This is a genomic window from Streptococcus infantis (assembly GCF_001579645.1).
GTDB classification, from domain to species: Bacteria; Bacillota; Bacilli; order Lactobacillales; family Streptococcaceae; genus Streptococcus; species Streptococcus infantis_E.
This window is the reverse complement of the sequence record NZ_KQ970822.1, coordinates 39,668-64,370: the sequence shown is the minus strand read 5'-3', so window position 1 is coordinate 64,370 and position 24,703 is coordinate 39,668. Positions and strand designations below refer to the sequence as shown.

General features: G+C 41.7%; 19 protein-coding genes and 1 riboswitch. Of the genes, 11 read left to right on the top strand and 8 right to left on the bottom strand.

All coding sequences use genetic code 11. The annotated features are described in order from the left end of the window. Positions 1 to 17: 17 nt before the first annotated feature. The 3 genes from SINDD18_RS07565 to SINDD18_RS07555 form a co-directional block, all read right to left on the bottom strand. A complete protein-coding gene (locus SINDD18_RS07565; RefSeq protein WP_061863692.1) occupies positions 18 to 860 on the bottom strand; it encodes a sugar ABC transporter permease in 843 nt (280 codons plus the stop codon). A gap of 1 nt (position 861) precedes the next feature. Further along, entirely contained in the window at positions 862 to 2,151 is a 1,290-nt protein-coding gene (locus SINDD18_RS07560) for a carbohydrate ABC transporter permease (RefSeq protein ID WP_061863691.1), read from the bottom strand. 123 nt (positions 2,152 to 2,274) lie between these two features. After that, positions 2,275 to 3,546, bottom strand: coding sequence for an extracellular solute-binding protein (locus SINDD18_RS07555; RefSeq protein WP_061863690.1), 1,272 nt, complete (start codon positions 3,544 to 3,546; stop codon positions 2,275 to 2,277). A gap of 418 nt (positions 3,547 to 3,964) precedes the next feature. Here SINDD18_RS07555 and malQ point away from each other — a divergent pair, with 418 nt between their 5' ends. The 3 genes from malQ (at position 3,965) to SINDD18_RS11605 (ending at position 8,248) form a co-directional block, all read left to right on the top strand. Continuing rightward, positions 3,965 to 5,482 carry a 4-alpha-glucanotransferase gene (gene malQ / locus SINDD18_RS07550; protein WP_061863689.1) on the top strand — a complete coding sequence of 506 codons (1,518 nt, stop codon included), beginning with the start codon at positions 3,965 to 3,967 and terminating at the stop codon, positions 5,480 to 5,482. Between the two features lie 23 nt (positions 5,483 to 5,505). Beyond that, positions 5,506 to 7,764: a glycogen/starch/alpha-glucan family phosphorylase gene (glgP, locus tag SINDD18_RS07545; RefSeq protein ID WP_061863688.1), complete on the top strand. Its 2,259-nt coding sequence runs from the start codon at positions 5,506 to 5,508 to the stop codon at positions 7,762 to 7,764. Positions 7,765 to 8,041: 277 nt separating this feature from the next. Next, on the top strand, positions 8,042 to 8,248 hold the full coding sequence (locus SINDD18_RS11605; RefSeq protein ID WP_061863687.1) for a hypothetical protein: 207 nt from the start codon (positions 8,042 to 8,044) through the stop codon (positions 8,246 to 8,248). Positions 8,249 to 8,356: 108 nt separating this feature from the next. Here SINDD18_RS11605 and SINDD18_RS07535 read toward each other — a convergent pair whose 3' ends face one another. Then, positions 8,357 to 9,205 (bottom strand): putative RNA methyltransferase, encoded by an 849-nt coding sequence (locus SINDD18_RS07535; protein ID WP_061863686.1) that lies wholly within the window; start codon positions 9,203 to 9,205, stop codon positions 8,357 to 8,359. Positions 9,206 to 9,356: 151 nt separating this feature from the next. On the opposite strand from SINDD18_RS07535, the gene SINDD18_RS07530 reads away from it, so the two are divergent. Together SINDD18_RS07530 and SINDD18_RS07525 are read left to right on the top strand one after the other, a co-directional pair. Continuing rightward, the gene (locus SINDD18_RS07530; RefSeq protein ID WP_000910903.1) at positions 9,357 to 9,635 is read left to right on the top strand and encodes a DUF6110 family protein; all 279 of its coding nucleotides are present in this window, start codon (positions 9,357 to 9,359) and stop codon (positions 9,633 to 9,635) included. A gap of 1 nt (position 9,636) precedes the next feature. Beyond that, positions 9,637 to 11,700, top strand: coding sequence for a heavy metal translocating P-type ATPase (locus tag SINDD18_RS07525; protein WP_061863685.1), 2,064 nt, complete (start codon positions 9,637 to 9,639; stop codon positions 11,698 to 11,700). A 76-nt stretch (positions 11,701 to 11,776) separates the two neighbouring features. Here SINDD18_RS07525 and tyrS read toward each other — a convergent pair whose 3' ends face one another. Further along, a complete protein-coding gene (gene tyrS / locus SINDD18_RS07520) occupies positions 11,777 to 13,033 on the bottom strand; it encodes a tyrosine--tRNA ligase (protein WP_061863684.1) in 1,257 nt (418 codons plus the stop codon). A 184-nt stretch (positions 13,034 to 13,217) separates the two neighbouring features. Between tyrS and mutL the strand changes: the two genes are divergently transcribed. From mutL to SINDD18_RS07500, 4 genes are all read left to right on the top strand, one after another. Next, complete coding sequence (gene mutL / locus SINDD18_RS07515; protein WP_061863683.1) at positions 13,218 to 15,167, top strand: DNA mismatch repair endonuclease MutL; 1,950 nt, start codon at positions 13,218 to 13,220, stop codon at positions 15,165 to 15,167. Between the two features lie 119 nt (positions 15,168 to 15,286). Then, positions 15,287 to 15,880: a Holliday junction branch migration protein RuvA gene (gene ruvA / locus SINDD18_RS07510; protein WP_061863682.1), complete on the top strand. Its 594-nt coding sequence runs from the start codon at positions 15,287 to 15,289 to the stop codon at positions 15,878 to 15,880. Positions 15,881 to 15,889: 9 nt separating this feature from the next. Further along, positions 15,890 to 16,453, top strand: coding sequence for a DNA-3-methyladenine glycosylase I (locus SINDD18_RS07505; protein WP_061863681.1), 564 nt, complete (start codon positions 15,890 to 15,892; stop codon positions 16,451 to 16,453). Beyond that, complete coding sequence (locus SINDD18_RS07500; protein ID WP_061863680.1) at positions 16,450 to 17,133, top strand: CPBP family intramembrane glutamic endopeptidase; 684 nt, start codon at positions 16,450 to 16,452, stop codon at positions 17,131 to 17,133. Before SINDD18_RS07505 ends, SINDD18_RS07500 begins: the two co-directional genes overlap by 4 nt. A 182-nt stretch (positions 17,134 to 17,315) precedes the next feature. On the opposite strand, the gene SINDD18_RS07495 is transcribed toward SINDD18_RS07500, so the two are convergent. The 3 genes from SINDD18_RS07495 to SINDD18_RS07485 all read right to left on the bottom strand — a co-directional run bounded on the left by SINDD18_RS07495 (position 17,316) and on the right by SINDD18_RS07485 (position 20,144). Beyond that, complete coding sequence (locus tag SINDD18_RS07495; protein WP_061863679.1) at positions 17,316 to 18,371, bottom strand: S66 family peptidase; 1,056 nt, start codon at positions 18,369 to 18,371, stop codon at positions 17,316 to 17,318. A 141-nt stretch (positions 18,372 to 18,512) separates the two neighbouring features. Continuing rightward, on the bottom strand, positions 18,513 to 19,187 hold the full coding sequence (locus SINDD18_RS07490; RefSeq protein ID WP_006146142.1) for a DUF1129 domain-containing protein: 675 nt from the start codon (positions 19,185 to 19,187) through the stop codon (positions 18,513 to 18,515). A 12-nt stretch (positions 19,188 to 19,199) separates the two neighbouring features. Next, a complete protein-coding gene (locus SINDD18_RS07485) occupies positions 19,200 to 20,144 on the bottom strand; it encodes a magnesium transporter CorA family protein (RefSeq protein WP_061863678.1) in 945 nt (314 codons plus the stop codon). 248 nt (positions 20,145 to 20,392) lie between these two features. On the opposite strand from SINDD18_RS07485, the gene uvrA reads away from it, so the two are divergent. Further along, a complete protein-coding gene (gene uvrA / locus SINDD18_RS07480) occupies positions 20,393 to 23,224 on the top strand; it encodes an excinuclease ABC subunit UvrA (RefSeq protein WP_061863677.1) in 2,832 nt (943 codons plus the stop codon). Then, entirely contained in the window at positions 23,217 to 24,278 is a 1,062-nt protein-coding gene (locus SINDD18_RS07475) for a M24 family metallopeptidase (RefSeq protein ID WP_061863676.1), read from the top strand. Before uvrA ends, SINDD18_RS07475 begins: the two co-directional genes overlap by 8 nt. A 50-nt stretch (positions 24,279 to 24,328) precedes the next feature. Then, positions 24,329 to 24,485: riboswitch (M-box (ykoK) riboswitch) on the top strand. The last annotated feature ends 218 nt before the right edge of the window (positions 24,486 to 24,703 follow it).

Here is a 24,703-nt window from a genome sequence, read left to right as displayed (position 1 = left end):
AGGGTGGCGGGGGTATATTACCCCTTGTCGCCACCGCTTGTAAGTCCTGAAACGAAGTTCTTTTGTAGGAAGAAGAAGAGAATACAGATTGGAAGGGCGATGAGGATAGCACCTGCTGAGAAGTAGGCGATCTTCATGTTTTTCACATTGCTAACGAAGGTTTGGAGACCTACGGCAACGGTAAAGTATTCTTTCTCACGAAGCAAGAAACTAGAGAGGATGTAGTCTCCGAAAGGTCCCATGAAGGCCCAGAGTGCTTGAACCGCAACCATTGGGCGAACGAGAGGGAGAACGATTTGCCAGAAGCGGCGGAAGTGTCCTGCACCATCCAGTTTTGCAGATTCATCGAGAGACATTGGCACGGTGTCAAAGTAACCTTTCATCAACCAAGCGTTCATAGGGATACCACCACCGACATATAGGAAGATGAGGAACCAGCTATGGTTAAGGGCATTTAACATGAGGGCCATAACGAAGAAGGCAGTCAAAGCGGCCATTGTTGGCACCATTTGGATAATCAAGAAGAAGACCAAACTTTGTTTACGAGCCAAGAAGTTGTAACGGCTGTAAGCATAACCAGCAAGCACGATAATACTTGTCTGAACGACCATTGTGATTAAAGCAATGATCAAAGTATTAAGGTACCATGTACCGTATAAGGTTTCTGTAAAGAGTCCTTTGAAGTTATCAAGACTAAAGTTGACATTGCTGTCGAGTTTAAAGGCCACAACGTTACCAGCCTTGAAGGCAGACATAATCGTGATTAAAAGAGGATAGATAATGACGATTGAAAGTCCGATCAAGTAGAGGTAAGTGAGGGTTTGAGTCAGTCTACGTTTTAGTTTGATTGAGTTATTCATCTTAGACGTCCTCCATATCAAATGCGTGTAGTTTCTTGAAGGCAATCATAGAAATAGAGATGACAATGATTGAAATAATCAAGGTAACGGCAGCTGCCATAGAGTATTGAGGAGCTGTACCGGTTGTCAAACGGTAGATCCATGAGATCAAGATATCGGTTGAACCAGCTCCACCACCGACACTACCAGGACCACCACCATTGAAGAGGTACATGATAGAGAAGTTGTTGAAGTTGAAGGTGTATTGGCTAATCAAAGTAGGTGCCGCAACTGCCAAAATCATTGGGAAAGTGATGCTGCGGAATTTTTGCCAAGCGTTTGCACCATCGATATAAGCTGCTTCATACAAGTCGTTTGGAATAGACTGTAGGATACCGAGAGTAAGGACATAGATATAAGGGAATCCAAGCCAACCTTGCATCATAATCAAGGCAATTTTAGTCCAAGTTGGATTTGTCTTCCAAGGGATGAGAACGCCATCTAAGAAAGGAAGAACCTTAGCAAAAAGTGGCAAAACTTGAGTGTTGATAGCTCCGACACTATCGTTGAACATGTTTGAGAATGTCAAGATAGTGATGAAGGCTGGGACAGCCCAAGGTAGAAGGAAGATAACACCAAAGATACGTTTTCCTTTGATGAATGGTTGGTTAGCAATAATAGCTGTAAAGATACCGAGTACAATTTGCAAAGTAGATGCAGACAAAGCCCAGATAATAGTCCAAGAAAGAACAGAACCGAAGGCTGAACGGAAGGTACTCAAGCTCCAGATATTTGTGAAGTTAGTCAATCCAACCCAGTCCAACAATTTATTAGGTGGTAAATGTTGGAAATCATAGTTAGTAAAGGCGATCATCAAGGTTACAATAACTGGGAAGATGATGGCAAATGTCATGGCAACGTAAGATGGGATAATGAGCAAGTATGGGAATCCATTTTCATAGATACCTTTAATCATATCCTTAAGTGTCAATGGGACAGGGATGCCATTATTGATACGTTTTGCAATCGTATGAGCGTCTTTAATATTGAAAAGATAGAATGCTAGATAAACAATTACAAAGATAGAGTGAAATGCACCACGAATCAACATGAAGAGAGAGTTATCACGACCAGGTTTTTCACCAAGAGTGATCAAGTTGCTCAATTCAGGTGCTGCAAGTGCAATAAAATAGAGGACAAAAACTACTGTTAAAGCAAGGAAGATAAAACCTTTAGCTTTTTGTTTGTTATAGATTTGCCCCAACCCAGGAATCAATGAAAGCAAGGCTGCTTTTTTTGGTTGTTGTTCCATGAGTGCTCCTTTCCTAAGATACGAGCGTTGAGCTCGATGCTAATCAGCAAAGTTACTGAAAACATTGTCAGTATATCTAAAAATCAAGGGAGATGTTTAAATTATCTCCCTTGAAGCAATCAATTAGTTACCAAATTTTTGTTGGATTGTTTCTTTGATCAATGTTACAGCATCATTAGCAGCTGTTTTAGCATCTTTCTTACCGCTTACGGCGTCAAAGAGCATTGTTTTAGCTGGGTCCCAAACTGTTGACATTTGAGAGATGTTTGGCATTGGTTGTGCGTTCTTGAACTGCTCGATAACAGCTGTAGTCAACTCATCTTTTTTACCTTCAGCGTAAGCACGAGCTTCAGTGTTAGCTGGGATTTCGTTAGTTGCATCGTAGAATGCTTTTTGTTGGTCAGTTGAAACAAGGAAGTCTACAAATTTTTGAGCGCCTTCAAGGTTCTTAGTGCTTGATGGGATGATCCAAGCTTTACCACCACCAAAGGCTGCGTAGTTTTTGCCGTTTGGAAGAGTTGGGATAGTTGCAACACCGTAGTTTACTTTAGCATCTTTGAATGCTTGAGCTTTCCAAGGACCATCGATGATAGCAGCTGTTTTACCCTCTTGGAATTGAGTTTGGATCAAGTTTCCAGCACCTTCAGTATCTTGCATACCTTTAGGCCATTTTTCGTACCAAGTTTTAGCGTATTCGATTCCTGCGATAGCACCATCGTTAGCAAGACCGATATCTTTAGGATCTTTACCATTTTGACCGAATACATAACCACCGTTACCAGCAAGGAGTCCGTATGCGTAGTAGAAGTTAGTCCAGTCAGCTAGGAAAGCAGTTGTTTTTCCGTCTTCACCAGCGAAGGCATATTTGCTATCTTTAGCAAGTTCTTCTAGGTCAGCAAATGTCTTAGGAGCTTCTTTCACTAAGTCTTTGTTGTAGTACATAACAAGTGACTCGATAACAGCTGGAGCGCCGTAAACTTTACCGTCAGCAGCTGTTACAAGAGATTTAGTAGTATCATCTGTTTTAGCACCGTCGCTTAGTTTAACTTCTGAAAGTTGTCCATCAGTACCAAGGCTACCTACACGGTCGTATGGTGCCATCATAACGTCAGCAGCTTGACCTGATTGGTTGTCAAGTGAAAGTTTGTCAAGTCCGCCAAGTTGGTCACCAGATTTGATGTTAACTTTTGTACCTGATTCTTTTTCATAAGCTGCAGCAACTTTTTCAGCGTAGGCTTTATACTGGTCTTCAACATAGAAAGTGATTTCTTGGCTTCCTGATGCAGAAGAATCAGCAGCTTTATCAGAAGTTTTGCTTCCGCAAGCTACCAAAAGCAAGCTAGCAAGAGTAGCAGTACCAAGTACAGCAGCGCTCTTCATGAATTTAGTTGACATAGTGTATTCCTCCTAAAGAATAACAAATTTTATAATCTAGGGAACGCAAACGTTTTCCCTTGTGAGACTAGTATAGCACAAACAGAAAACGGTTGCAAGTCTTTTTTTAAAAAAAATTAAAGAAAACTTAAAAATTACCAACAAGTTGCAATTGCTATATATAGTAGAAAGTTCACGATTTATAAACTTTATTCTAAAAAGCAAAGAATAGACAAACGATTGCATCAAAATAAGCCGAATGAAAATCATTTTAAAAATTAAAATATAGGGAATTTCAAAATTTAATCAGAAAAAAGTTGGAAAAAGTTTTTTTACAAACGCTTGCAATTATTTTAGAAATGGGTTATACTTGAGTTGACGCAAACGTTTGCGCATATAAATATGAAACTCTTAACTACAAAACACGCGAGGTGCTATTATGAAAAAACGTCAAAGTGGTGTGTTGATGCACATCTCATCTCTTCCTGGAGCATACGGGATTGGATCGTTTGGTAAAAGTGCGTACGACTTTGTTGATTTCTTAGTTCGTACCAAACAACGTTACTGGCAAATCCTTCCATTAGGAACAACTAGTTACGGTGATTCTCCTTACCAATCATTCTCAGCTTTTGCAGGGAATACTCACTTTATCGATCTTGATATCTTGGTTGAGCAAGGTTTACTAGATGCTAGTGATCTTGAAGGGATTGACTTTGGTAGCAACCCAGAAGAAGTAGACTACGCGAAGATTTATTATGCGCGTCGTCCTCTTCTTGAAAAAGCAGTTAAACGTTTCTTTGAAATCGGAGATGTCAAAGACTTCGAAAAATTTGCTCAAGAAAATCAATCATGGCTTGAACTATTTGCAGAGTATATGGCAATCAAGGAGCATTTTGATAATCTTGCTTGGACAGAATGGCCAGATGCAGATGCTCGTGCTCGTAAAGCTTCAACTCTTGAAAGCTACCGTGAGAGATTAGCTGACAAGCTTGTTTACCACCGCGTAACCCAATACCTTTTCTTCCAACAATGGTTGAAGTTGAAAGCATACGCTAACGAAAACCACATCGAGATTGTGGGTGATATGCCTATCTATGTAGCGGAAGATTCAAGCGACATGTGGGCAAATCCACATCTCTTCAAGACAGATGTCAACGGTAAGGCGACTTGCATCGCAGGATGCCCACCAGATGAATTTTCTGCAACTGGTCAGCTTTGGGGTAACCCAATCTATGACTGGGAAGCAATGGACAAAGACGGCTACAAATGGTGGATTGAACGCTTGCGTGAAAGCTTCAAAATCTACGACATCGTTCGTATCGACCACTTCCGTGGATTTGAGTCTTACTGGGAAATTCCTGCTGGTTCTGAAACAGCAGCACCTGGTAAATGGGTGAAAGGACCTGACTACAAACTCTTTGCAGCGGTTAAAGAGGAACTTGGTGACTTGAACATCATCGCAGAAGACCTTGGATTCATGACTGACGAAGTTATTGAACTACGTGAACGCACTGGATTCCCAGGAATGAAAGTCCTTCAATTTGCCTTCAACCCAGAGCACGAAAGTATCGACAGCCCACACTTGGCACCAGCCAACTCAGTTATGTATACAGGAACACACGATAACAACACTGTTCTTGGTTGGTATCGCAATGAAATTGACGACCCAACTCGTGAGTACATGGCACGCTATACAAACCGCAAGGAATACGAAACAGTTGTACATGCAATGCTTCGTACAGCCTTCTCATCAGTAAGCTTTATGGCTATCGCTACCATGCAAGACCTGCTAGAGTTGGATGGTTCAGCTCGTATGAACTTCCCATCTACTCTTGGTGGAAACTGGTCATGGCGTATGACAGAGGATCAATTGACTCCTGCTGTCGAAGAAACTTTGCTTGACTTGACTACAATTTATCGCCGAATCAATGAAAATTTGGTAGAATTAAAGAAATAAGACATTATCAGGAGACACAAAAAATGTTACCATTAAAAGAATTTGTACAAAACCGTTACAATAAATCTATCGCAGAATGTAGCAACGAAGAGCTTTATCTTGCTCTTCTTAACTACAGCAAACTTGCTAGCAGCCAAAAACCAGTCAACACTGGTAAGAAAAAAGTTTACTACATCTCAGCTGAGTTCTTGATTGGTAAACTCTTGTCAAATAACTTGATTAACCTTGGTCTTTATGACGAAGTTAAAAAAGAACTTGCTGATGCAGGTAAAGAGTTGATCGAAATTGAAGAAGTAGAATTGGAACCATCACTTGGTAATGGTGGTTTGGGACGTTTGGCAGCCTGCTTTATCGACTCAATCGCTACACTTGGTTTGAATGGTGACGGTGTTGGTTTGAACTACCACTTCGGTCTTTTCCAACAAGTTCTTAAAAACAACCAACAAGAAACTATTCCTAACGCTTGGTTGACTGACCAAAACTGGTTGGTACGCTCAAGCCGTAGCTACCAAGTGCCATTTGCACACTTTACATTGACATCTACTCTTTACGATATCGATGTACCTGGTTACAAAACAGCTACTAAAAACCGTTTGCGTTTGTTCGACTTGGATTCAGTTGATTCTTCAATCATCAAAGATGGTATCAACTTTGACAAGACAGACATCGCTCGCAACTTGACTCTTTTCCTTTACCCAGACGATAGCGATAAACAAGGTGAATTGCTCCGTATCTTCCAACAATACTTCATGGTTTCAAACGGTGCGCAATTGATCATCGATGAAGCAATCGAAAAAGGAAGCAACTTGCACGACCTTGCTGACTACGCAGTTGTACAAATCAACGATACTCACCCATCAATGGTTATCCCTGAATTGATCCGTCTTTTGACTGAACGTGGTATCGAACTTGATGAAGCAATCTCTATCGTTCGTAGCATGACTGCTTACACAAACCACACAATCCTTGCGGAAGCCCTTGAAAAATGGCCTCTTGAATTCTTGGAAGAAGTGGTTCCTCACTTGGTACCAATCATCAAAGAATTGGACCGTCGTGTTAAAGCAGAATACAAAGACCCAGCTGTTCAAATCATCGATGAGAGCGGACGTGTTCACATGGCTCACATGGATATCCACTACGGATACAGTGTAAACGGGGTTGCGGCTCTTCACACTGAAATCTTGAAAAACTCAGAGTTGAAAGCTTTCTACGATATCTACCCAGAAAAATTCAACAACAAAACAAACGGTATCACATTCCGTCGTTGGCTCATGCATGCTAACCCAAGCTTGTCTCACTACTTGGATGAGATTCTTGGACGCGAGTGGCACCACGAAGCTTCTAAATTGGAAGACCTTCTTTCATACGAAGACAAGGCTGCTGTCAAAGAAAAATTGGAAAGCATCAAAGCTCACAACAAACGTAAATTGGCTCGTCACTTGAAAGAACACCAAGGTGTGGAAATCAATACAAACTCTATTTTTGATATCCAAATCAAACGTCTTCACGAGTACAAACGTCAACAAATGAACGCTTTGTATGTGATCCACAAATATCTTGACATCAAGGCTGGTAACATCCCTGCTCGTCCAATCACAGTATTCTTTGGTGGTAAAGCAGCTCCTGCCTACACAATCGCTCAAGACATCATCCACTTGATTCTTTGCTTGTCAGAAGTAATTGCTAACGATCCAGAAGTAGCACCACACTTACAAGTGGTTATGGTTGAAAACTACAACGTTACTGCAGCAAGCTTCTTGATCCCAGCATGTGACATCTCAGAACAAATCTCACTTGCTTCTAAAGAAGCTTCAGGTACTGGTAACATGAAATTCATGTTGAACGGAGCTTTGACTCTTGGTACTATGGACGGTGCTAACGTGGAAATCGCTGAGTTGGTTGGCGACGAAAACATCTACATCTTCGGTGAAGATTCAGAAACAGTTATCGACCTTTACGCTAAGTCAGCTTACAAATCAAGCGAATTCTACGCTCGTGAAGCTATCAAACCATTGGTTGACTTTATCGTGAGCGATGCGGTTCTTGCGGTTGGTAAGATTGAACGCTTGGAACGTCTTTATAACGAATTGATCAACAAAGACTGGTTCATGACTCTTCTTGACTTGGAAGACTACATCAAAGTGAAAGAGCAAATGCTTGCTGACTACGAAGATCGTGACGCATGGTTGGATAAAGTCATCGTTAACATTTCTAAAGCAGGATTCTTCTCATCTGACCGTACAATCGCTCAGTATAATGAAGATATCTGGCACTTGAACTAAGATATGAAATTTAATAGTTATTACATATCTAGCAAAAAAGCGAGTTTCAATTGAAATTCGCTTTTTTGAATGTTATGGATTTGAGGTTGACTGGTCTCAAAAGAAAAAATAATTTGTCAATAATTTCTAGACTTAAAAATCAGACCTAGAGGACACTAAGAAGGCTGGTTGTACTACCTTTAAACCTCAGGTTCTTATTAGCTATTACCTCAAATTTCTTGTATTCGTTTACAAACAGTATTATAATAGTATTGTAGTAAAGAAAGAGGGTGTTTTTATGTGGAAAAAATATTTTTCAAAATATAAATGGACTGATTTATTTTGGATTCTTCTTGTAATTTGGTCATGCCTTTATATGGGTAATAGTTTTTCGTTTCCATTGACTCATCAAGAAATCTCTTTTCATGGATGTTGTTATGGGGCCTCGCTTGCCTTATATCACTTGCTATTTATTGATAAATTTTTCATTTCGAATCGAAAATAAATGGAGAGGTCAAAATTTTTAAGACTTTTCGGAAAGACAGTTAAAAATTGTTTTTTAAACCCGCATCTCGAGAAGAGGTGCGGGCTTGGTTTTATCTCATAAACTAGTTTACAGGGCTTTTCCGACTAGAATCTCTGCTTCGATAGTAATCTCAGTTAACTGGCTCCAATCAATCTTGCTCTGGTCGACATGAAAAAGCAGGGGCGTCATGCTGAGCAAGGCTTGGCGTTGCTCTACGGTGATAGACTTGGTCAGGGAAGCGATTTGACTAGATTGGATGCTGAAATGTTCCTGGAAGTGTTCCTTGATATCTTGGTTAGAATAGTCCTTCTTTGTTAGCTGGTTCTGTACCATTTGACGGATTTCCTTGAGGTGGTTTTCAGTTGGGATGACCTTAATTAAGACACCGTCTTTGGATAAAACGCGGCTAAATTCACCATAGTTAGCAGGGGAAAAGACATCAAGCAGGATATCCATGCTAGCGTCTTTTATAGGAAGGCGAGCCAGGTCACCAACGAACCAGTTGACTGCCCAGTTGGTTTCACTTTTAGCAGCGATTTGGACCGAGTCTTTTGAAATGTCAAAGGCGTAAAAGGTCTTGTCAGGGTGCACTTCTTGGAGTTTGCGAGAGTAGTAGCCCTCACCACAGCCGATATCTAAAATTGTTTTGGCAGTTTTTGAACTTGCAATTAAATCAGAGATGGCATCTAGAATAGCTTGGTAAAAGCCAGCTTCTAGGATTTGTTGGCGGTTTTGAAAGTTTTCCTTGTCGTAGTTGGCGGATTGTTTGATTTGAGGGGCTAGATTGACATAGCCGAATTTTGCTAGGTCAAAAGAATGGCGATTGGTGCACTTGAGACTAGATTCTACCAAGGTCAGATTTTCTTGGCAGATAGGACAGGCAAAGGCACTAGCAGAAGCAAAACGCTGGAGTTTGGGTTTGAGGTTTGTATTCATAGTTTAAGTGTATCAAAAGAGGCAAATGAAAGCAACTTTAGGAATAAGTAGATGGGAGATTCAGTAGAAATAAAACTAATTCTCCAATTTATAGAATGAAATTGCTTTTATATCTAAATTGCTATATAATAATGATAAGGAGGAAATAAGTATGTTAAAAGAAGTATTAAGCGTCGCAAAAGTTGCGAAAAAATCATCACTCTTTTTGGGTGGTGTCGCATTTGGTACCCTTGGTTTGAAAATCTTGGCAAGTAAGGAAGCTAAAAAAGGTTATTCTAAAGCTTTGGCTAAGGCTTACAAGTTGAAAGACGAGCTAGATGCATCTGTTTCTGTTGTGAAGCAACATGGAGACGATGTCTTGCAAGATGCCAAATATTTGTACGAGCAAGAGAAAAAAGAAGAGCAATTAGATAGCCTTATAGGTGAATAATATGTCTTTTAAAGTGCTACATAGAGGATACCAACATATCCGACTATCATCTTCTTTTTCACTCACCTTGGATATTCAAGACTATCTTCGTTCCTTGGCGAGAGATGAAAAGGGGATTGAGTCTATCCAGTTTTACATGGATCAACAGCACTTTACTCTACGTATAAAAGAAGGCTTTTCTGTATTAGATAATGCAGAAGCCTTTTTAAAAAGAATTGATAAAGGGAAAGTTTCTGAGTTGATGACTCTTCCCATTCGTAGAGAAGAGAGTGCTTATTCTATTGTTTCAGGTGCAGCGATTAAGCGTGTGCTTTTTCGTAGTCTTGTACCGTTTCCTATTCGCTATATATGGACTTGTTATCAGGCTTTGGGTTATGTTAGAGAAGCCTATCAGACTCTAGCGCGTAAGGAACTAACGATGGAGGTCTTGGACTGTTCAGCGATTTTATTGTCCTTATTTATGAACCAATCCAAGACGGCAAGTAATATCATGTTTATGCTTGATTTGGGGAATCATTTAGATCAGTGGTCTTTGAAAAAAACTGCAACAGATTTAGAACAAAGCCTTCTTGCAAAAGAGAGCGATGTATTCTTAGTACAGGGCGATACGGTTGTTAGTATCAAGAGTTCCGATGTTCAAATAGGAGATGTCTTGGTCTTATCTCAAGGAAATGAAATTCTATTTGATGGACAAGTAGTTTCAGGTTTAGGTATGGTCAACGAAAGTTCCTTGACGGGAGAGAGTTTTCCAGTTGAAAAAAGAGAGTCTGATTTGGTTTGTGCAAATACAGTATTAGAAACTGGAGAGTTACGCATTCGTGTAACCGATAATCAGATGAACAGCCGGATTTTACAACTGATTGAGTTGATGAAAAAATCTGAAGAAAACAAGAAAACGAAACAACGCTATTTCATCAAGATGGCGGACAAGGTCGTCAAATATAATTTCTTGGGGGCTGGGCTGACTTACCTATTAACGGGTTCTTTTTCTAAGGCTATCTCTTTCCTATTGGTCGATTTCTCCTGCGCTTTGAAAATCTCTACTCCTGTAGCTTATTTGACAGCTATCAAGGAGGGGTTGAACCGTGAAATGGTGATTAAGGATGGAGATGTTCTGGAGAAATACCTGGAAGTTGATACTTTCTTGTTTGATAAGACGGGAACGATCACAACTAGCTATCCGATAGTTGAAAAGGTGTTACCTTTTGGAGACAATAGTGAGGAAGATATTCTCAGAATCAGTGCCTGTCTTGAGGAACACATTTATCATCCTATTGCTAATGCCATCGTCAAGCAAGCCGAGATAGAGGGAATTGAACATGAGGAAATGCATGGGAAACTCCAATATATCGCAAGTAAGGGGATCAAATCTCATATAGATGGTCAACCAGTTCTTATTGGGAATTATGTCTTGATGCAGGATGAACAGATTCATATCAGTTCAGAACAAAATGCTTTAATTGAAGAGTACAAGAGTCACTACAATCTCTTATTCTTAGCCTACCAGAATGAATTGATTGGAATGTTCTGCATTCATACTCCTTTGAGAAAAGAAGCAAAAGCAGCCTTGGAGAAACTTAAGGCACAAGGGAAAAAATTGATTCTGGCAACAGGGGACACCTTGGTTAGAACAGAGGAATTAGTCAAAGATTTGCCCTTTGATCAGGTCTATACAGACTTGAAACCTGATGGGAAATTTGAGCTAGTAGAGGAACTGCAGAAAGCAGGTCACACTATTTTGATGGTTGGAGATGGATTGAATGACTCAGCAGCTCTAACCCTATCAGATATCGGTGTGGTGATGAATGAGAGTGCAGACATTTCTAAGCAGATGAGCGATATCTTATTGTTAGATAATCGCTTGGATTTCTTCCAAGAGTTGGATTGGCTATCATCATCTTTGCAAACACTCATCAAGAAGAATATTCAAGATACCGTTATCGTAAATAGTAGTTTGATTGGCTTTGGCTTGTTTAATTGGCTCAGTCCTTCAAATCTCTCTATCTTACATAATCTAACAACCTTACGTATTGTACTGCGTAGCCTGTCTATTAAGGCTAGATAGATATGGTTATCAACAACAAAAAGGAGTTACCTTTCTCGAGGTTAACTCCTTTTTTTATAGGTAAATGTTGAACAGTTTAGTAAGTCAATACAAAATATTTTTTCTTCCCACGTCGGATAACAGTGAGTTCGCTCTCTAACTTATCTGCATCTCCTAAGACATAGTCAAGGTCTTGGATACGGTCACCGTTGACGTAAATAGCTCCATTTTGTACGTCTTCACGGGCTTGGCGTTTTGAGTTAACCACGCCAGAAGACACAAGAAGTTCAACGATGTTGTGATTTTCGTCTGCTTGTACTTGGTAGTTTGGCACGCCACGAAGTCCTTGTTTGAGTTCTTTGACAGAAAGGTTTTTGATGTTTCCAGCAAAGAGTTGCTCAGTGATGTTAAGGGCTTCTTTGTAAGCTTCTTCTCCATGTACAAGTGTTACTACTTCACGAGCGAGGACTTTTTGAGCCAAACGTTCGTGTGGAGCTGCTTCAAATTGTTTGCGGATGTCTTCAATCTCATCAAGTGACAAGAAAGTAAAGATTTTCAAAAAGCGAACAGCGTCAGCGTCCATAACATTCATCCAGAATTGATACATTTCGTATGGAGAAGTCTTTTCAGGGTTGAGCCAAACAGCGTTCCCTTCAGATTTACCAAATTTCTTACCAGTTGCGTCTGTGATGAGTGGAACAGTGATTACGTGACCAGTTTTGTCAGCCTTACGACGAAGCAATTCTGTACCAGCTGTCATATTTCCCCATTGGTCAGAACCACCGATTTGCAGGGTTACATTGTGCTCTTGGTTAAGGACAAAGAAGTCGTAACCTTGCATGATTTGGTAGGCAAATTCTGTGTAAGAAATCCCTGTTTCAATCCGTTTTTTAACAGACTCCTTGCTCATCATGTAGTTGACAGTGAAGTATTTTCCGATATCGCGGAGGAAGTCAATGAAGCTGATGCTGCCAAACCAGTCGTAGTTGTTGACCATGACAGCTTTATTTTCACCATTTTCAAAATCAAGAAAGCGAGAAAGTTGTCCTTGGATAGACTTGACCCAGCCATCTACTGTGTCTTTTGTTTGGAGACTACGCTCAGCATCTTTGAAGGACGGATCTCCGATGAGACCAGTAGCACCGCCAACGAGCGCATAAGGTTTGTGACCTGCTAACTGCAAACGACGACTTGTCAAGATAGCGACAAGGTGGCCTAGGTGAAGGCTGTCAGCAGTTGGATCGTAGCCAGTATAATAAGAAACTTGACCTTCTTCTAGGGCTTTACGCAAAGCTTCTTCATCAGTCGTTTGAAAAATCAAACCACGCTCTTTTAGCTCATCAAAAATGTGCATGTGTCTTTTCTCCTTTATAAAATATTGTTTCTACCTATTGTACCACAAACTTGGTAAATAACCTAGTAAAATCGGGAAGAAAGTTGCTACTCGGACTTTTTTGGAAACGAGTGAAATATGGTATAATAGCACTAGCATATTTTCAAAGAAATAGAATAAAAATCGTTAAGAAAGGGGCTGAAAGATGTCTCATATTATTGAATTGCCAGAAGTATTGGCCAACCAGATCGCAGCAGGAGAAGTTATCGAGCGTCCTGCTAGCGTTGTTAAAGAGTTGGTTGAAAATGCTATCGATGCTGGCTCAAGCCAGATTATCGTTGAAATTGAAGAAGCTGGCCTTAAGAAAATCCAAATTACCGATAATGGTCACGGGATTGCCCACGATGAAGTCGAGTTGGCTCTCCGCCGTCATGCTACTAGTAAGATTAAGAATCAAGCGGATCTTTTTCGGATTCGAACACTTGGTTTTCGTGGTGAAGCTCTGCCTTCTATCGCATCTGTTAGTGTACTGACTCTTTTGACAGCAGTGGATGGAGCAAGTCACGGGACCAAGCTAGTGGCTCGTGGGGGAGAAGTTGAAGAAATCATCCCTGCGACCAGTCCTGTTGGGACCAAGATTTGTGTGGAGGATCTCTTTTTCAACACACCAGCTCGTCTCAAGTATATGAAGAGCCAGCAGGCGGAGTTGTCTCATATCATCGATATCGTTAACCGTCTAGGCTTGGCCCACCCTGAGATTTCCTTTAGCCTGATTAGTGATGGCAAGGAAATGACACGAACAGCTGGTACGGGTCAACTGCGCCAAGCCATTGCTGGAATCTATGGTTTAGCCAGTGCCAAAAAGATGGTTGAGATTGAAAATTCGGACCTAGATTTTGAAATTTCAGGCTTTGTCTCATTGCCTGAATTAACACGTGCTAATCGCAACTACATCAGCCTTTTTATCAATGGCCGTTATATCAAAAACTTCCTACTCAATCGAGCTATTTTAGATGGCTATGGTAGTAAGCTCATGGTGGGGCGTTTTCCACTAGCCGTTATTCACATTCATATCGATCCTTATCTAGCAGATGTCAATGTGCATCCAACCAAGCAAGAAGTGCGGATTTCCAAGGAAAGAGAGCTGATGGCGCTGGTTTCAGAAGCTATCGCAAAGAGTCTCAAGGAACAGACTTTGATTCCAGACGCCTTGGAAAATCTTGCCAAATCTACCGTACGCAATCGTGAAAAAGTAGAGCAAACGACTTTGCCACTGAGAGAAAATACGCTCTACTATGAAAAAAGTGAACCGACAAGACCGACTCAAGCTGAGGTAGCAGACCATCAGGTAAACTTAACAGAAGAGAAGCAGGATTTGAACCTCTTTGCTAAGGAAGCCTTAGACCAGATAACCAAACCAGCCAAACTGCATTTTGCAGAGAGAAAGCCTGTCAGCTACGACCAACTGGACCATCCAGAGTTAGATCTAGCTAGTCTGGATAAGGCCTATGATAAGCTAGAACGAGAAGAATCTTCGAGTTTCCCAGAGTTGGAATTTTTCGGGCAAATGCACGGAACTTATCTCTTTGCCCAAGGTCGAGATGGACTTTACATCATAGATCAACACGCAGCTCAGGAACGGGTTAAGTATGAGGAGTACCGTGAGAGCATTGGCAATGTTGACCAGAGCCAGCAGCAACTCCTAGTGCCTTATATCTTTGAATTTCCTGCAGATGATGCCCTTCGTCTCAAGGAAAGAATGTATCTCTTAGAGGAAGTTGGTGTCTTTCTATCAGAGTACGGAGAGAATCAATTTATCCTACGGGAACATCCGATTTGGATGGCAGAAGAGGAAATCGAGTCTGGTATCTATGAGATGTGTGATATGCTCCTTTTGACTAAGGAAGTTTCGATCAAGAAATACCGAGCAGAGCTGGCGATTATGATGTCCTGCAAGCGTTCCATCAAGGCCAATCATCGTATCGATGACCACTCAGCTAGACAACTCCTCTATCAGCTCTCTCAATGTGACAACCCATACAACTGTCCGCACGGACGTCCTGTTTTGGTCCACTTTACCAAGTCAGACATGGAAAAGATGTTCCGTCGCATTCAGGAAAATCACACTAGCCTACGAGAACTAGGTAAATACTAATACTCTTCGAAAATCTCTCTAAACCTCGTCAGCTTTACCTTGCCTAACTAAAGTTATGCCTACGGTTAACTTCCTAGTTTAGATTTGATTTTCATTGAGTATAAATTGAAGGGAAAATTATGTACGAATATCTAAAGGGTATTATTACCAAAATTACTGCTAAATACATCGTTCTAGAAGTTAACGGTATCGGCTACATTCTGCATGTAGCTAACCCTTATGCTTACTCAGGACAAGTCAATCAAGAAGCGCAAATCTATGTGCATCAAGTTGTCCGCGAAGATGCTCATCTGCTTTACGGCTTTCGTTCAGAAGACGAGAAAAAGCTCTTTCTCAGCTTGATTTCGGTCTCTGGCATTGGCCCTGTTTCTGCTCTGGCTATCATTGCAGCTGATGACAATGCTGGCCTCGTCCAAGCTATCGAGACCAAGAACATTACCTACTTGACCAAGTTTCCGAAGATTGGCAAAAAAACAGCCCAACAGATGGTTCTGGACCTAGAAGGTAAGGTGGTTGTGGCAGGAGATGATCTCCCTGCTAAGACTACAGCTCCATCTAGCAGTGACAACCAAGAACTGGAAGAGGCTATGGAAGCCATGTTGGCACTGGGCTACAAGGCAACAGAGCTCAAGAAAATTAAGAAATTCTTTGAAGGAACGACAGATACAGCAGAGAATTATATCAAGTCGGCCCTTAAGATGTTGGTGAAATAGGAGATTTCTATGCCAAAACGCTGTGGCTGGGTTAAAATGAACAACCCTCTGTATGTAGCCTACCACGATGAAGAGTGGGGGCAACCTCTCCATGATGACCAAGCTCTTTTTGAGTTGCTTTGCATGGAAACCTATCAGGCTGGACTATCTTGGGAAACGGTGCTCAATAAACGACAAGCCTTTCGGGAAGCTTTTCATGACTATCAAGTTCAAGATGTTGCGGACATGACTGATGAAGAATTGGAAGCTTTGATGGATAATCCGGCCATCATTCGCAACCGTGCCAAGATATTTGCGACACGTGCCAACGCCCAGGCCTTTCTACAAGTTCAGGCAGAATTCGGAACTTTTGATGCCTATCTCTGGTCTTTTGTAGATGGTAAAACCATCACCAATGATGTTCCTGACTATGCCCAAGCCCCTGCCAAGACGGCCTTATCTGAGACATTATCCAAGGAACTCAAAAAACGAGGCTTTAAGTTTACTGGACCAGTCGCTGTTTTGTCCTTTCTACAGGCTGCAGGGTTGGTTGATGACCATGAGAATGATTGTGAATGGAAGGGTCTTAAATGATGTCTAACAAATATAAGGGAATTCTGATTTTTTCGATTCTCTATACAGTTCTTTTTGTGTTTGATGGTGATAAATTGCTGGCTTCTGTGATGCCATCTGCCATTGCGAATTATCTAGAATATCTAGTCTATGTAGTATTAGCTCTATATGGCTCTTTCTTGTTCAAGGATAAATTAATCCAACAATGGAATGAGATTAGAAAAACTAAGAGAAAATTCTTCTTTGGCGTTTTAAAAGGCTGGCTCTTTCTCATTCTGATGACTGTTGTCTTTGGCTTTGTATCAGAGATGTTGAGACGGTTTTTGGGACTGGATGGACAAGGTCTAAATCAGTCGAATATTCAAAGCAGCTTTCAAGAGCAACCAATACTGATAGCGGTTTTCGCCTGTATCATTGGACCTTTGGTGGAAGAGCTCTTTTTCCGTCAACTGTTATTGCATCACCTGCAGAAAAAACTGTCAACTTGGCTAAGCATTTTTCTGGTAGGACTTGTCTTTGCTCTAACTCATATGCATAATGTAAGTTTATCAGAGTGGATTGGTGCAGTCGGATACCTAGGTGGTGGGCTTACCTTTTCTATTATTTATGTGAAAGAAAAGGAGAATATTTACTATCCCCTATTTGTTCACATGTTAGGGAATAGCCTCTCCTTGATCATTTTAGCTATCAGTAGTATGTGATGAAAATGCCAGTAATAATAATGAGAAAAAGAGGCTGGGACAAAAGTCCTAGCCTCTCAATTGTCTATGGATTGTCGAGCAAGACGCAGTGGTTGAGTGGGCTCTACTACGCGGATTTCATCAGCTTTTACAGCCCTACTCAACTGTGCGGAGGTGGGACGACGAAATCGAATTCTAACGAATTACCGATTTCTGTCCCACTCTCTTTCTTTGTTATAGTCAAAGTGAATGACTTGCTCCGTTGCATCTACATACGCGTGGACTCCAAAGGGAACAATGGCTCTTGGTGTGGCATGGCCAACATTCAGATTATAGATAATCGGGATATTGTTGTCAATGATATCCAATAGTGCTTCCTTATAGTCGTCATAGAAGGTTTCATCCATAGGTTTTCCGACCAGGAGTCCACTGATGATCTCGAATATACCAGTGTTCTTTAAAGTCCGCAACATCTTTTTGAATTCTTCAGGCTCAGGCTTTTCTTCGCTTGTTTCTAGCAAGAGGATTTTTCCTTCCCAGTCTGACAAGTTAGGGAAAAGTTTGTATTTTTGGCAGAGGTCTGTGCTATCTGCGTACCGAGAGCTATCGAAGATATCGTAGAGGGATTCGAGGCAACCACCGAGAATTTTCCCCTCGAACTGGGCAGTTCCTTGTAACAACTCAAAACCATTATTTACATGACTGACACGAGGTGTTCCCAGAGCCTTGGGACTAAAATCAGTCCGTTCCTCATACCAAACGTTACTAGGGCGAATTTCTGAGATTTTTCCAGTCTCAATCAATTCTTTAAAGTAGTGGAGGCTATATGGCAACATTTCTTTGTCTAATTCACAAATGTCTGCTAGAAATGATTGACCGTAAAAAGTCTTGATTCCTAGTTTATGCAACATGAGATGGTTCATGGTCGTATCCGAGAAGCCAAGAAAAATTTTTTGTTTGATAACCTTTTGTAGTTGGTCATTTTCAAAAAGATAAGGTAGTAAGCGGTAGGTATCGTCTCCACCAATGGCGCATAGGATCATGTCGATACTATCATCAGAAAAGGCCTGAATCAAATCCTCTGCACGAGCTTCAGGATGTTCTTTTACAAAGTCTAAGCCTTTTAGTGAATGAGGTAAAAAGATAGGCTTGAGTCCCAAGTCCTTGAGACGTTGGACACCCAAGTCCACTTCGTGTTTCACAAAGTCCTCTCCGATAATGCCACTAGACAAGCTCACAATACCAATAGTAGAAACCATATCTTATCCTCCGAGAAATAGATTGAGCCTATTTTATCACAAAAGATGAGGGGAAACAACAAGAATTAGAATCAGAAAAAGGCTTTTAGATCAAGAAAGTAAGCAAAAAGCAACCGCTCGATGTGGGCTTTTGAATTTATCTTAATATCTAGCTGGTCCTGCACTTGCGCTCTTGATGTTGAAACGTTTCTTGAGGTAGAAACGTAGGGCAAGGAGAGCTCCTCCAATCACCAATAAAACAAGTGGTGGGAGGCTGATGTTGATGGCTTGTGGAAGGAAATTACTCAAGAAGAGGATGAAGACCCAGGCAAACATGGTTGCTAACATAACCAAAAGTGATTTCCAGAATGGTGGGCGTTGGCTACGGTCAGTATCTGGTCCGTAGTAGCGGTAGATGAAGTGGTAGAGCAGGTAAAAGGCAACTCCACCAAAGGCCCCTACACTGATAAGTGTTACCAATCCGTAGGCCACAGGTTGGTTTGAGAAGAAGCTCATCAAGGCGCTAACTACTGCAAATAATCCTGTGATGAAAAGGGCTGAATCCAACATCATCAATTTTGGATCGTCGTTTTCTTTTGGATGTTCTTTTTCGTATTGCTCTTTTTCGCTGAAGCTATGAGCCCAGTGAGTTGGTGCTCCGTAGATAGAACGTGCTGTCACTCCCTTTGGTTGCTCTTCAAGGATATGAGGAATGACTTCTTCAAGGATAGCCTTGATTTCAGCATCTGTTTTGCCGTCCTTGAGAAATTGCTGGGTTGCAATATGGATAAATTCCTGGTTTTTCTTTGTTAATTCTTTTAAATCAATCTGTGACATAATAACTCCTGTTTAGAACCATTTTTTATGGATGAGGTAAAGAGTGAGGGAAACACTCATAGCAAAGGCGATAAAGACGATGAGCCAGAAAGCGTGCGGTTCTCCGTTTAAAGGAATTTCATTATCCTTAAAGTTCATTCCGTAGGCTGAGAAAATCATGGTCGGCACAGACATAACGATGGTCACGAGGGCCAAGGTTTTCATGATATTGTTCTGGTTGTTTGAAATGATAGAGGCAAAGGTCTCTGTCATAGAATGAAGGACGTTTCCATAGATATCCGCCATCTCGATGGCCTGTTGCGTTTCAATCAAGGTATCTTCCAGTAAGTCTTCATCTTCGAGGTATTTCTTGATATTGCTAGTCGCACTGGTCAATTTTTTAATCACGCGCTCATTTGTTTTCAGAGAAGCTTTGAAGTAGACGATGGTCTTTTCCAACTCCATGAGTTCGATCAATTCTTCGTTTCGAGTAGATTTGTGAAGTTGACTCTCAATCTGCTCACTCTTACGTTCGATTGAACGGAGGGCGGTTAGGTAAATCTCCGCATTGCGGTATAGGATTTGGAAGATGAAGCGCGAACGCATGAAGGTATAGAAATTTCGAAGCCTACGATTGATAAAGACATCAAGAAGTGGTAGAGGCTCCAAACAAGTGGTAATAATAGCCTCTTCTGTGAGGATAATCCCCAAGGGAATGGTCACGTAGTAGGTCTGGTTGTTTCTTTCCTCTGTGATTGGGACGTCTACGATAATCAAGGTGTACTCATCTTCGATGGTGATACGTGACATCTCTTCCGCATCGAGCGGTGCACGGAGATCGGCGATATCAATATCAAAGGCCGAGGCGATTTCCATCGATTCGCTTTGAGTAGGATTGACGAGATTGATCCAAGTGCCCGGCTGGAGCGTATCGATCTCTTTAAATTCAGTTGTCGTTGAGAGAAAGACTTGTTTCATATCTCCGATCCTTTCCTAATCTATTCTGTGTTAATACTCTTCGAAAATCAAATTCAAACCGCGTCAACGTCGCCTTGCCGTACTCAAGTACAGCCTGCAGCTAGTTTCCTAGTTTGCTCTTTGATTTTCATTGAGTATAAAGTGATTTTTGACACCGTACTATTATACTACAAAATCGGCTTTTTTGGTAATAGAATTTCACTTTTTTTGGTATAATGGAAAGCAACAATGGACTAGAAAGAAGTAACATGCAAGATAAGATTGTCATCCATGGGGCACGCGCCCATAATTTAAAAAATATAGATGTGGAAATTCCACGTGACAAGCTAGTTGTGGTGACGGGGCTGTCGGGTTCGGGCAAGTCCAGTCTTGCCTTTGATACCCTTTATGCAGAAGGGCAACGTCGCTATGTAGAGAGTCTATCAGCCTACGCTCGTCAGTTCTTAGGGAATATGGAGAAACCAGATGTGGACTCTATCGATGGTCTTAGCCCTGCCATTTCCATTGACCAGAAAACGACTAGTAAAAATCCACGCTCAACGGTTGGGACAACGACGGAAATCAACGACTATCTCCGTCTCCTCTATGCTCGTGTAGGAACACCATACTGTATCAACGGACATGGGGCTATCAAGGCTTCGTCTGTAGAGCAGATTGTAGACAAGGTTTTGGAATTGCCAGAACGCCAGCGCTTGCAGATTTTAGCGCCTGTCATTCGTAAGAAAAAAGGGCAGCATAAGACGCTGATTGAAAAGATTCAAAAGGATGGCTACGTTCGTGTCCGTGTTGATGGGGTTGTCTATGATGTGACCGAAGTTCCTGAACTTGAAAAGAATAAACAACACAACATCGATGTGGTGGTAGACCGTATTATCATCAAGGAAGGTATCCGTAGTCGTCTCTTTGATTCGATTGAAGCAGCCCTTCGTATTGCGGAAGGTTATGTAGTTATCGATACCATGGATGATTCAGAGATGCTCTTTTCAGAACACTATGCTTGTCCAGTTTGTGGATTTACAGTTCCAGAGCTAGAACCTCGTCTCTTCTCCTTCAATGCTCCGTTTGGTTCTTGTAGTGAGTGTGATGGTTTGGGGATCAAGCTAGAGGTTGATACGGACTTAGTCGTACCAGATGCTAGCAAGACCCTTCGTGAGGGAGCCTTAGCACCTTGGAATCCTATCTCTTCTAACTATTATCCAAATATGCTGGAACAAGCTATGACAGCCTTTGGGGTGGACATGGATACTCCTTTTGAGGCCTTGTCGGAGGAGGACAAGCATCTCATTTTCTATGGTTCAGATGGTAAGGAATTCCATTTCCATTATGAAAATGAATTCGGTGGAGTTCGAGATATCGACATTCCTTTTGAAGGTGTTATAAGGAATATCAAGCGTCGTTACCATGAAACCAATAGCGACTACACCCGCACACAAATGCGCCTTTATATGAATGAGCTAACTTGTGGCACCTGTCACGGTTATCGCCTCAATGACCAGGCCTTATCTGTTCGAGTAGGGGGAGAAAAAGGACTCCATATCGGAGAAATTTCAGACCTCTCCATCGCAGACCATTTGGAAGCTATTGATCAGTTGACCCTCTCAAAAAACGAAGCCATTATTGCTCGTCCAATTCTTAAAGAAATCAAGGACCGCTTGACCTTCCTCAATAATGTCGGTCTTAACTATTTGACGCTTTCTCGTTCAGCAGGAACCCTATCAGGAGGGGAGAGTCAGCGTATTCGCTTGGCAACTCAAATTGGTTCCAATCTCTCTGGAGTCCTTTATATCTTGGATGAGCCGTCAATCGGTCTTCACCAGAGGGACAATGATCGCCTGATTGCCAGTCTGAAAAAGATGCGTGATTTGGGGAATACTCTTATCGTAGTAGAACACGATGAAGATACCATGCGAGAGGCTGATTATCTGATAGATGTCGGCCCTGGTGCGGGAGTCTTTGGTGGAGAAATTGTAGCAGCAGGAACGCCTAAGCAGGTGGCTCGCAACAGTAAATCCATTACAGGACAGTATCTATCAGGAAAACGTGCGATTCCAGTGCCGTCAGAACGCCGTGTAGGAAATGGTCGCTTTATTGAGGTGACTGGAGCGCGTGAAAACAACCTACAAAATATCACCGCTCGCTTCCCACTCGGGAAATTCATTGCGGTGACAGGGGTCTCTGGTTCAGGGAAGTCGACACTCATTAACAGTATTCTCAAAAAAGCCATTGCTCAAAAACTCAATCGCAATTCAGATAAACCTGGAAAGTTTAAGACTATCTCAGGGATTGAGCATATCGATCGTCTGATTGACATTGACCAGAGTCCTATTGGAAGAACACCAAGATCCAATCCTGCAACCTATACAGGTGTTTTCGATGACATTCGAGACCTTTTTGCCCAAACCAATGAAGCCAAGATTCGAGGCTACAAGAAGGGGCGTTTCAGCTTCAATGTTAAGGGTGGTCGCTGTGAGGCCTGCTCAGGTGACGGGATTATCAAGATTGAGATGCACTTCTTGCCAGACGTATACGTAGCTTGTGAAGTCTGCCATGGAACTCGCTATAACAGTGAAACGCTGGAAGTTCATTATAAGGAAAAGAATATCTCGCAAGTTTTAGATATGACCGTCAACGATGCGGTAGAATTCTTCAAACACATTCCGAAAATTCAACGCAAACTCCAGACTATCAAAGATGTTGGTCTAGGCTATGTGACCTTGGGCCAACCAGCTACGACACTTTCTGGCGGAGAGGCTCAACGTATGAAGCTGGCCAGTGAACTCCATAAGCGCTCGACCGGTAAATCCTTCTACATTCTTGATGAACCGACAACTGGTCTTCATACCGAGGATATCGCGCGTCTACTGAAGGTCTTGTCTCGCTTTGTAGATGATGGTAATACAGTTCTCGTGATTGAGCACAATCTAGATGTCATCAAAACAGCAGACCATATCATCGATTTAGGTCCAGAAGGCGGTGTTGGTGGTGGTACCATCATTGCAACAGGAACTCCAGAGGAAGTAGCTGGCAATGAAGCAAGCTATACAGGACAGTATTTGAAAGGAAAGTTACATCATGAATAAACGTGTGCAAGCATTTCTCGATAAAATGCAAGAAAAAGAACTAGATGGAATCATTATCAATAACCTTAAAAATGTCTACTATTTGACAGGATTTTGGGGTTCAAATGGAACAGTCTTTATCAGTCGTGACCGTCAAATTTTGGTGACGGATGCCCGCTATATCATCGCTGCTAAGCAGGAAGTTACTGGTTTTGAGATTTTTGCGGAACGTGACGAGTTGGCTACTATCGCAAAAATTGCGAAAGACATGGGACTTTCTCGTATCGGGTTTGAAGACGAAATCTCGGTTTCTTATTACCACCGCATGCAAGCCGCTTTTGAAGGTTTGGAATTAATTCCTCAGACACAGTTTGTTGAAGCGCTTCGCATGATTAAGGATGAAACAGAGATTGCGACGATTCGCAAGGCTTGTTCAATATCAGACCAAGCTTTCCACGATGCCCTTGACTTTATCAAGCCAGGGAAGACTGAAATTGAAATTGCCAATTTCCTTGATTTCCGTATGCGTGAGCTGGGAGCGGCAGGCTTGTCTTTTGATACCATTCTAGCGAGCGGCATCAACTCTTCTAAACCCCATGCTCATCCAATGCACAAGCCAGTAGAACTAGGTGAAGCTATTACTATGGACTTTGGGTGCCTTTACGAGCATTATGTGAGTGATATGACTCGTACCATCTACCTAGGCCATGTTAGCGACGAACAAGCAGAAATCTACAACACTGTTTTAAAGGCTAACCAAGCATTGATTGACCAAGCTAAGGCTGGCTTAGGTTTCCGTGACTTTGACAAGATCCCTCGTGATATCATTGTGGAAGCAGGCTATGGACAATACTTTACACACGGTATCGGACACGGTATCGGACTTGATATCCACGAAGAGCCATACTTTAGCCAAACTTCCAAAGAAGTCATCAAATCGGGTATGGTCTTGACGGATGAGCCTGGTATTTATATTGAAGGTAAATACGGGGTTCGTATCGAAGATGATATCCTGATTACAGATACAGGTTGTGAGTTATTAACCCTTGCTCCAAAAGAATTAATCGTAATCTAAGAAAAATGAGATAAATCGTTGACTTTTACTAGTTAAAGGTTTATACTGAAAGGCGAAAACGGTAGGTGAGGCTACCATAGGGATACGGATGACTACCGCAAAGCAGTGGAGACACTACTCGTTGGTCAACAGTCCTGGTCGCGAAGGTCAAGACTAAGCTCATTACATCGCCCTATGGAGTTAAAGCTTGAACGAAAACAGACAATAAGTTTTTTAGTCCTGCCATTTTATGGCAGGACTTTCTGCTGTTTTGAAACAAAGAAAGGAGACAAACGATGCAAATTGACGATCATCCAGAACCGCACATACACAGCCAATCGCTGATTTGTGTCGTTCTGTCCCTATAAAGTGATTGGTCTCTGTGTATGATACTCTTCGAAAATCAAATTCAAATCACGTCAACGTCGCCTTGCCGTACTCAAGTA

Coding starts and splice junctions, on each gene's coding strand:
- SINDD18_RS07530 (WP_000910903.1), top strand. CDS start 9,357: ATGTTAAAAGAAGTATTAAGCGTCGCAAAAGTTGCGAAAAAATCATCA.
- SINDD18_RS07525 (WP_061863685.1), top strand. CDS start 9,637: ATGTCTTTTAAAGTGCTACATAGAGGATACCAACATATCCGACTATCA.
- SINDD18_RS07495 (WP_061863679.1), bottom strand. CDS start 18,371: ATGGTTTCTACTATTGGTATTGTGAGCTTGTCTAGTGGCATTATCGGA.
- SINDD18_RS07485 (WP_061863678.1), bottom strand. CDS start 20,144: ATGAAACAAGTCTTTCTCTCAACGACAACTGAATTTAAAGAGATCGAT.
- SINDD18_RS07475 (WP_061863676.1), top strand. CDS start 23,217: ATGAATAAACGTGTGCAAGCATTTCTCGATAAAATGCAAGAAAAAGAA.
- SINDD18_RS07565 (WP_061863692.1), bottom strand. CDS start 860: ATGAATAACTCAATCAAACTAAAACGTAGACTGACTCAAACCCTCACT.
- SINDD18_RS07555 (WP_061863690.1), bottom strand. CDS start 3,546: ATGTCAACTAAATTCATGAAGAGCGCTGCTGTACTTGGTACTGCTACT.
- ruvA (WP_061863682.1), top strand. CDS start 15,287: ATGTACGAATATCTAAAGGGTATTATTACCAAAATTACTGCTAAATAC.
- malQ (WP_061863689.1), top strand. CDS start 3,965: ATGAAAAAACGTCAAAGTGGTGTGTTGATGCACATCTCATCTCTTCCT.
- SINDD18_RS07505 (WP_061863681.1), top strand. CDS start 15,890: ATGCCAAAACGCTGTGGCTGGGTTAAAATGAACAACCCTCTGTATGTA.
- uvrA (WP_061863677.1), top strand. CDS start 20,393: ATGCAAGATAAGATTGTCATCCATGGGGCACGCGCCCATAATTTAAAA.
- SINDD18_RS07500 (WP_061863680.1), top strand. CDS start 16,450: ATGATGTCTAACAAATATAAGGGAATTCTGATTTTTTCGATTCTCTAT.
- SINDD18_RS07490 (WP_006146142.1), bottom strand. CDS start 19,187: ATGTCACAGATTGATTTAAAAGAATTAACAAAGAAAAACCAGGAATTT.
- SINDD18_RS11605 (WP_061863687.1), top strand. CDS start 8,042: ATGTGGAAAAAATATTTTTCAAAATATAAATGGACTGATTTATTTTGG.
- glgP (WP_061863688.1), top strand. CDS start 5,506: ATGTTACCATTAAAAGAATTTGTACAAAACCGTTACAATAAATCTATC.
- SINDD18_RS07535 (WP_061863686.1), bottom strand. CDS start 9,205: ATGAATACAAACCTCAAACCCAAACTCCAGCGTTTTGCTTCTGCTAGT.
- SINDD18_RS07560 (WP_061863691.1), bottom strand. CDS start 2,151: ATGGAACAACAACCAAAAAAAGCAGCCTTGCTTTCATTGATTCCTGGG.
- mutL (WP_061863683.1), top strand. CDS start 13,218: ATGTCTCATATTATTGAATTGCCAGAAGTATTGGCCAACCAGATCGCA.
- tyrS (WP_061863684.1), bottom strand. CDS start 13,033: ATGCACATTTTTGATGAGCTAAAAGAGCGTGGTTTGATTTTTCAAACG.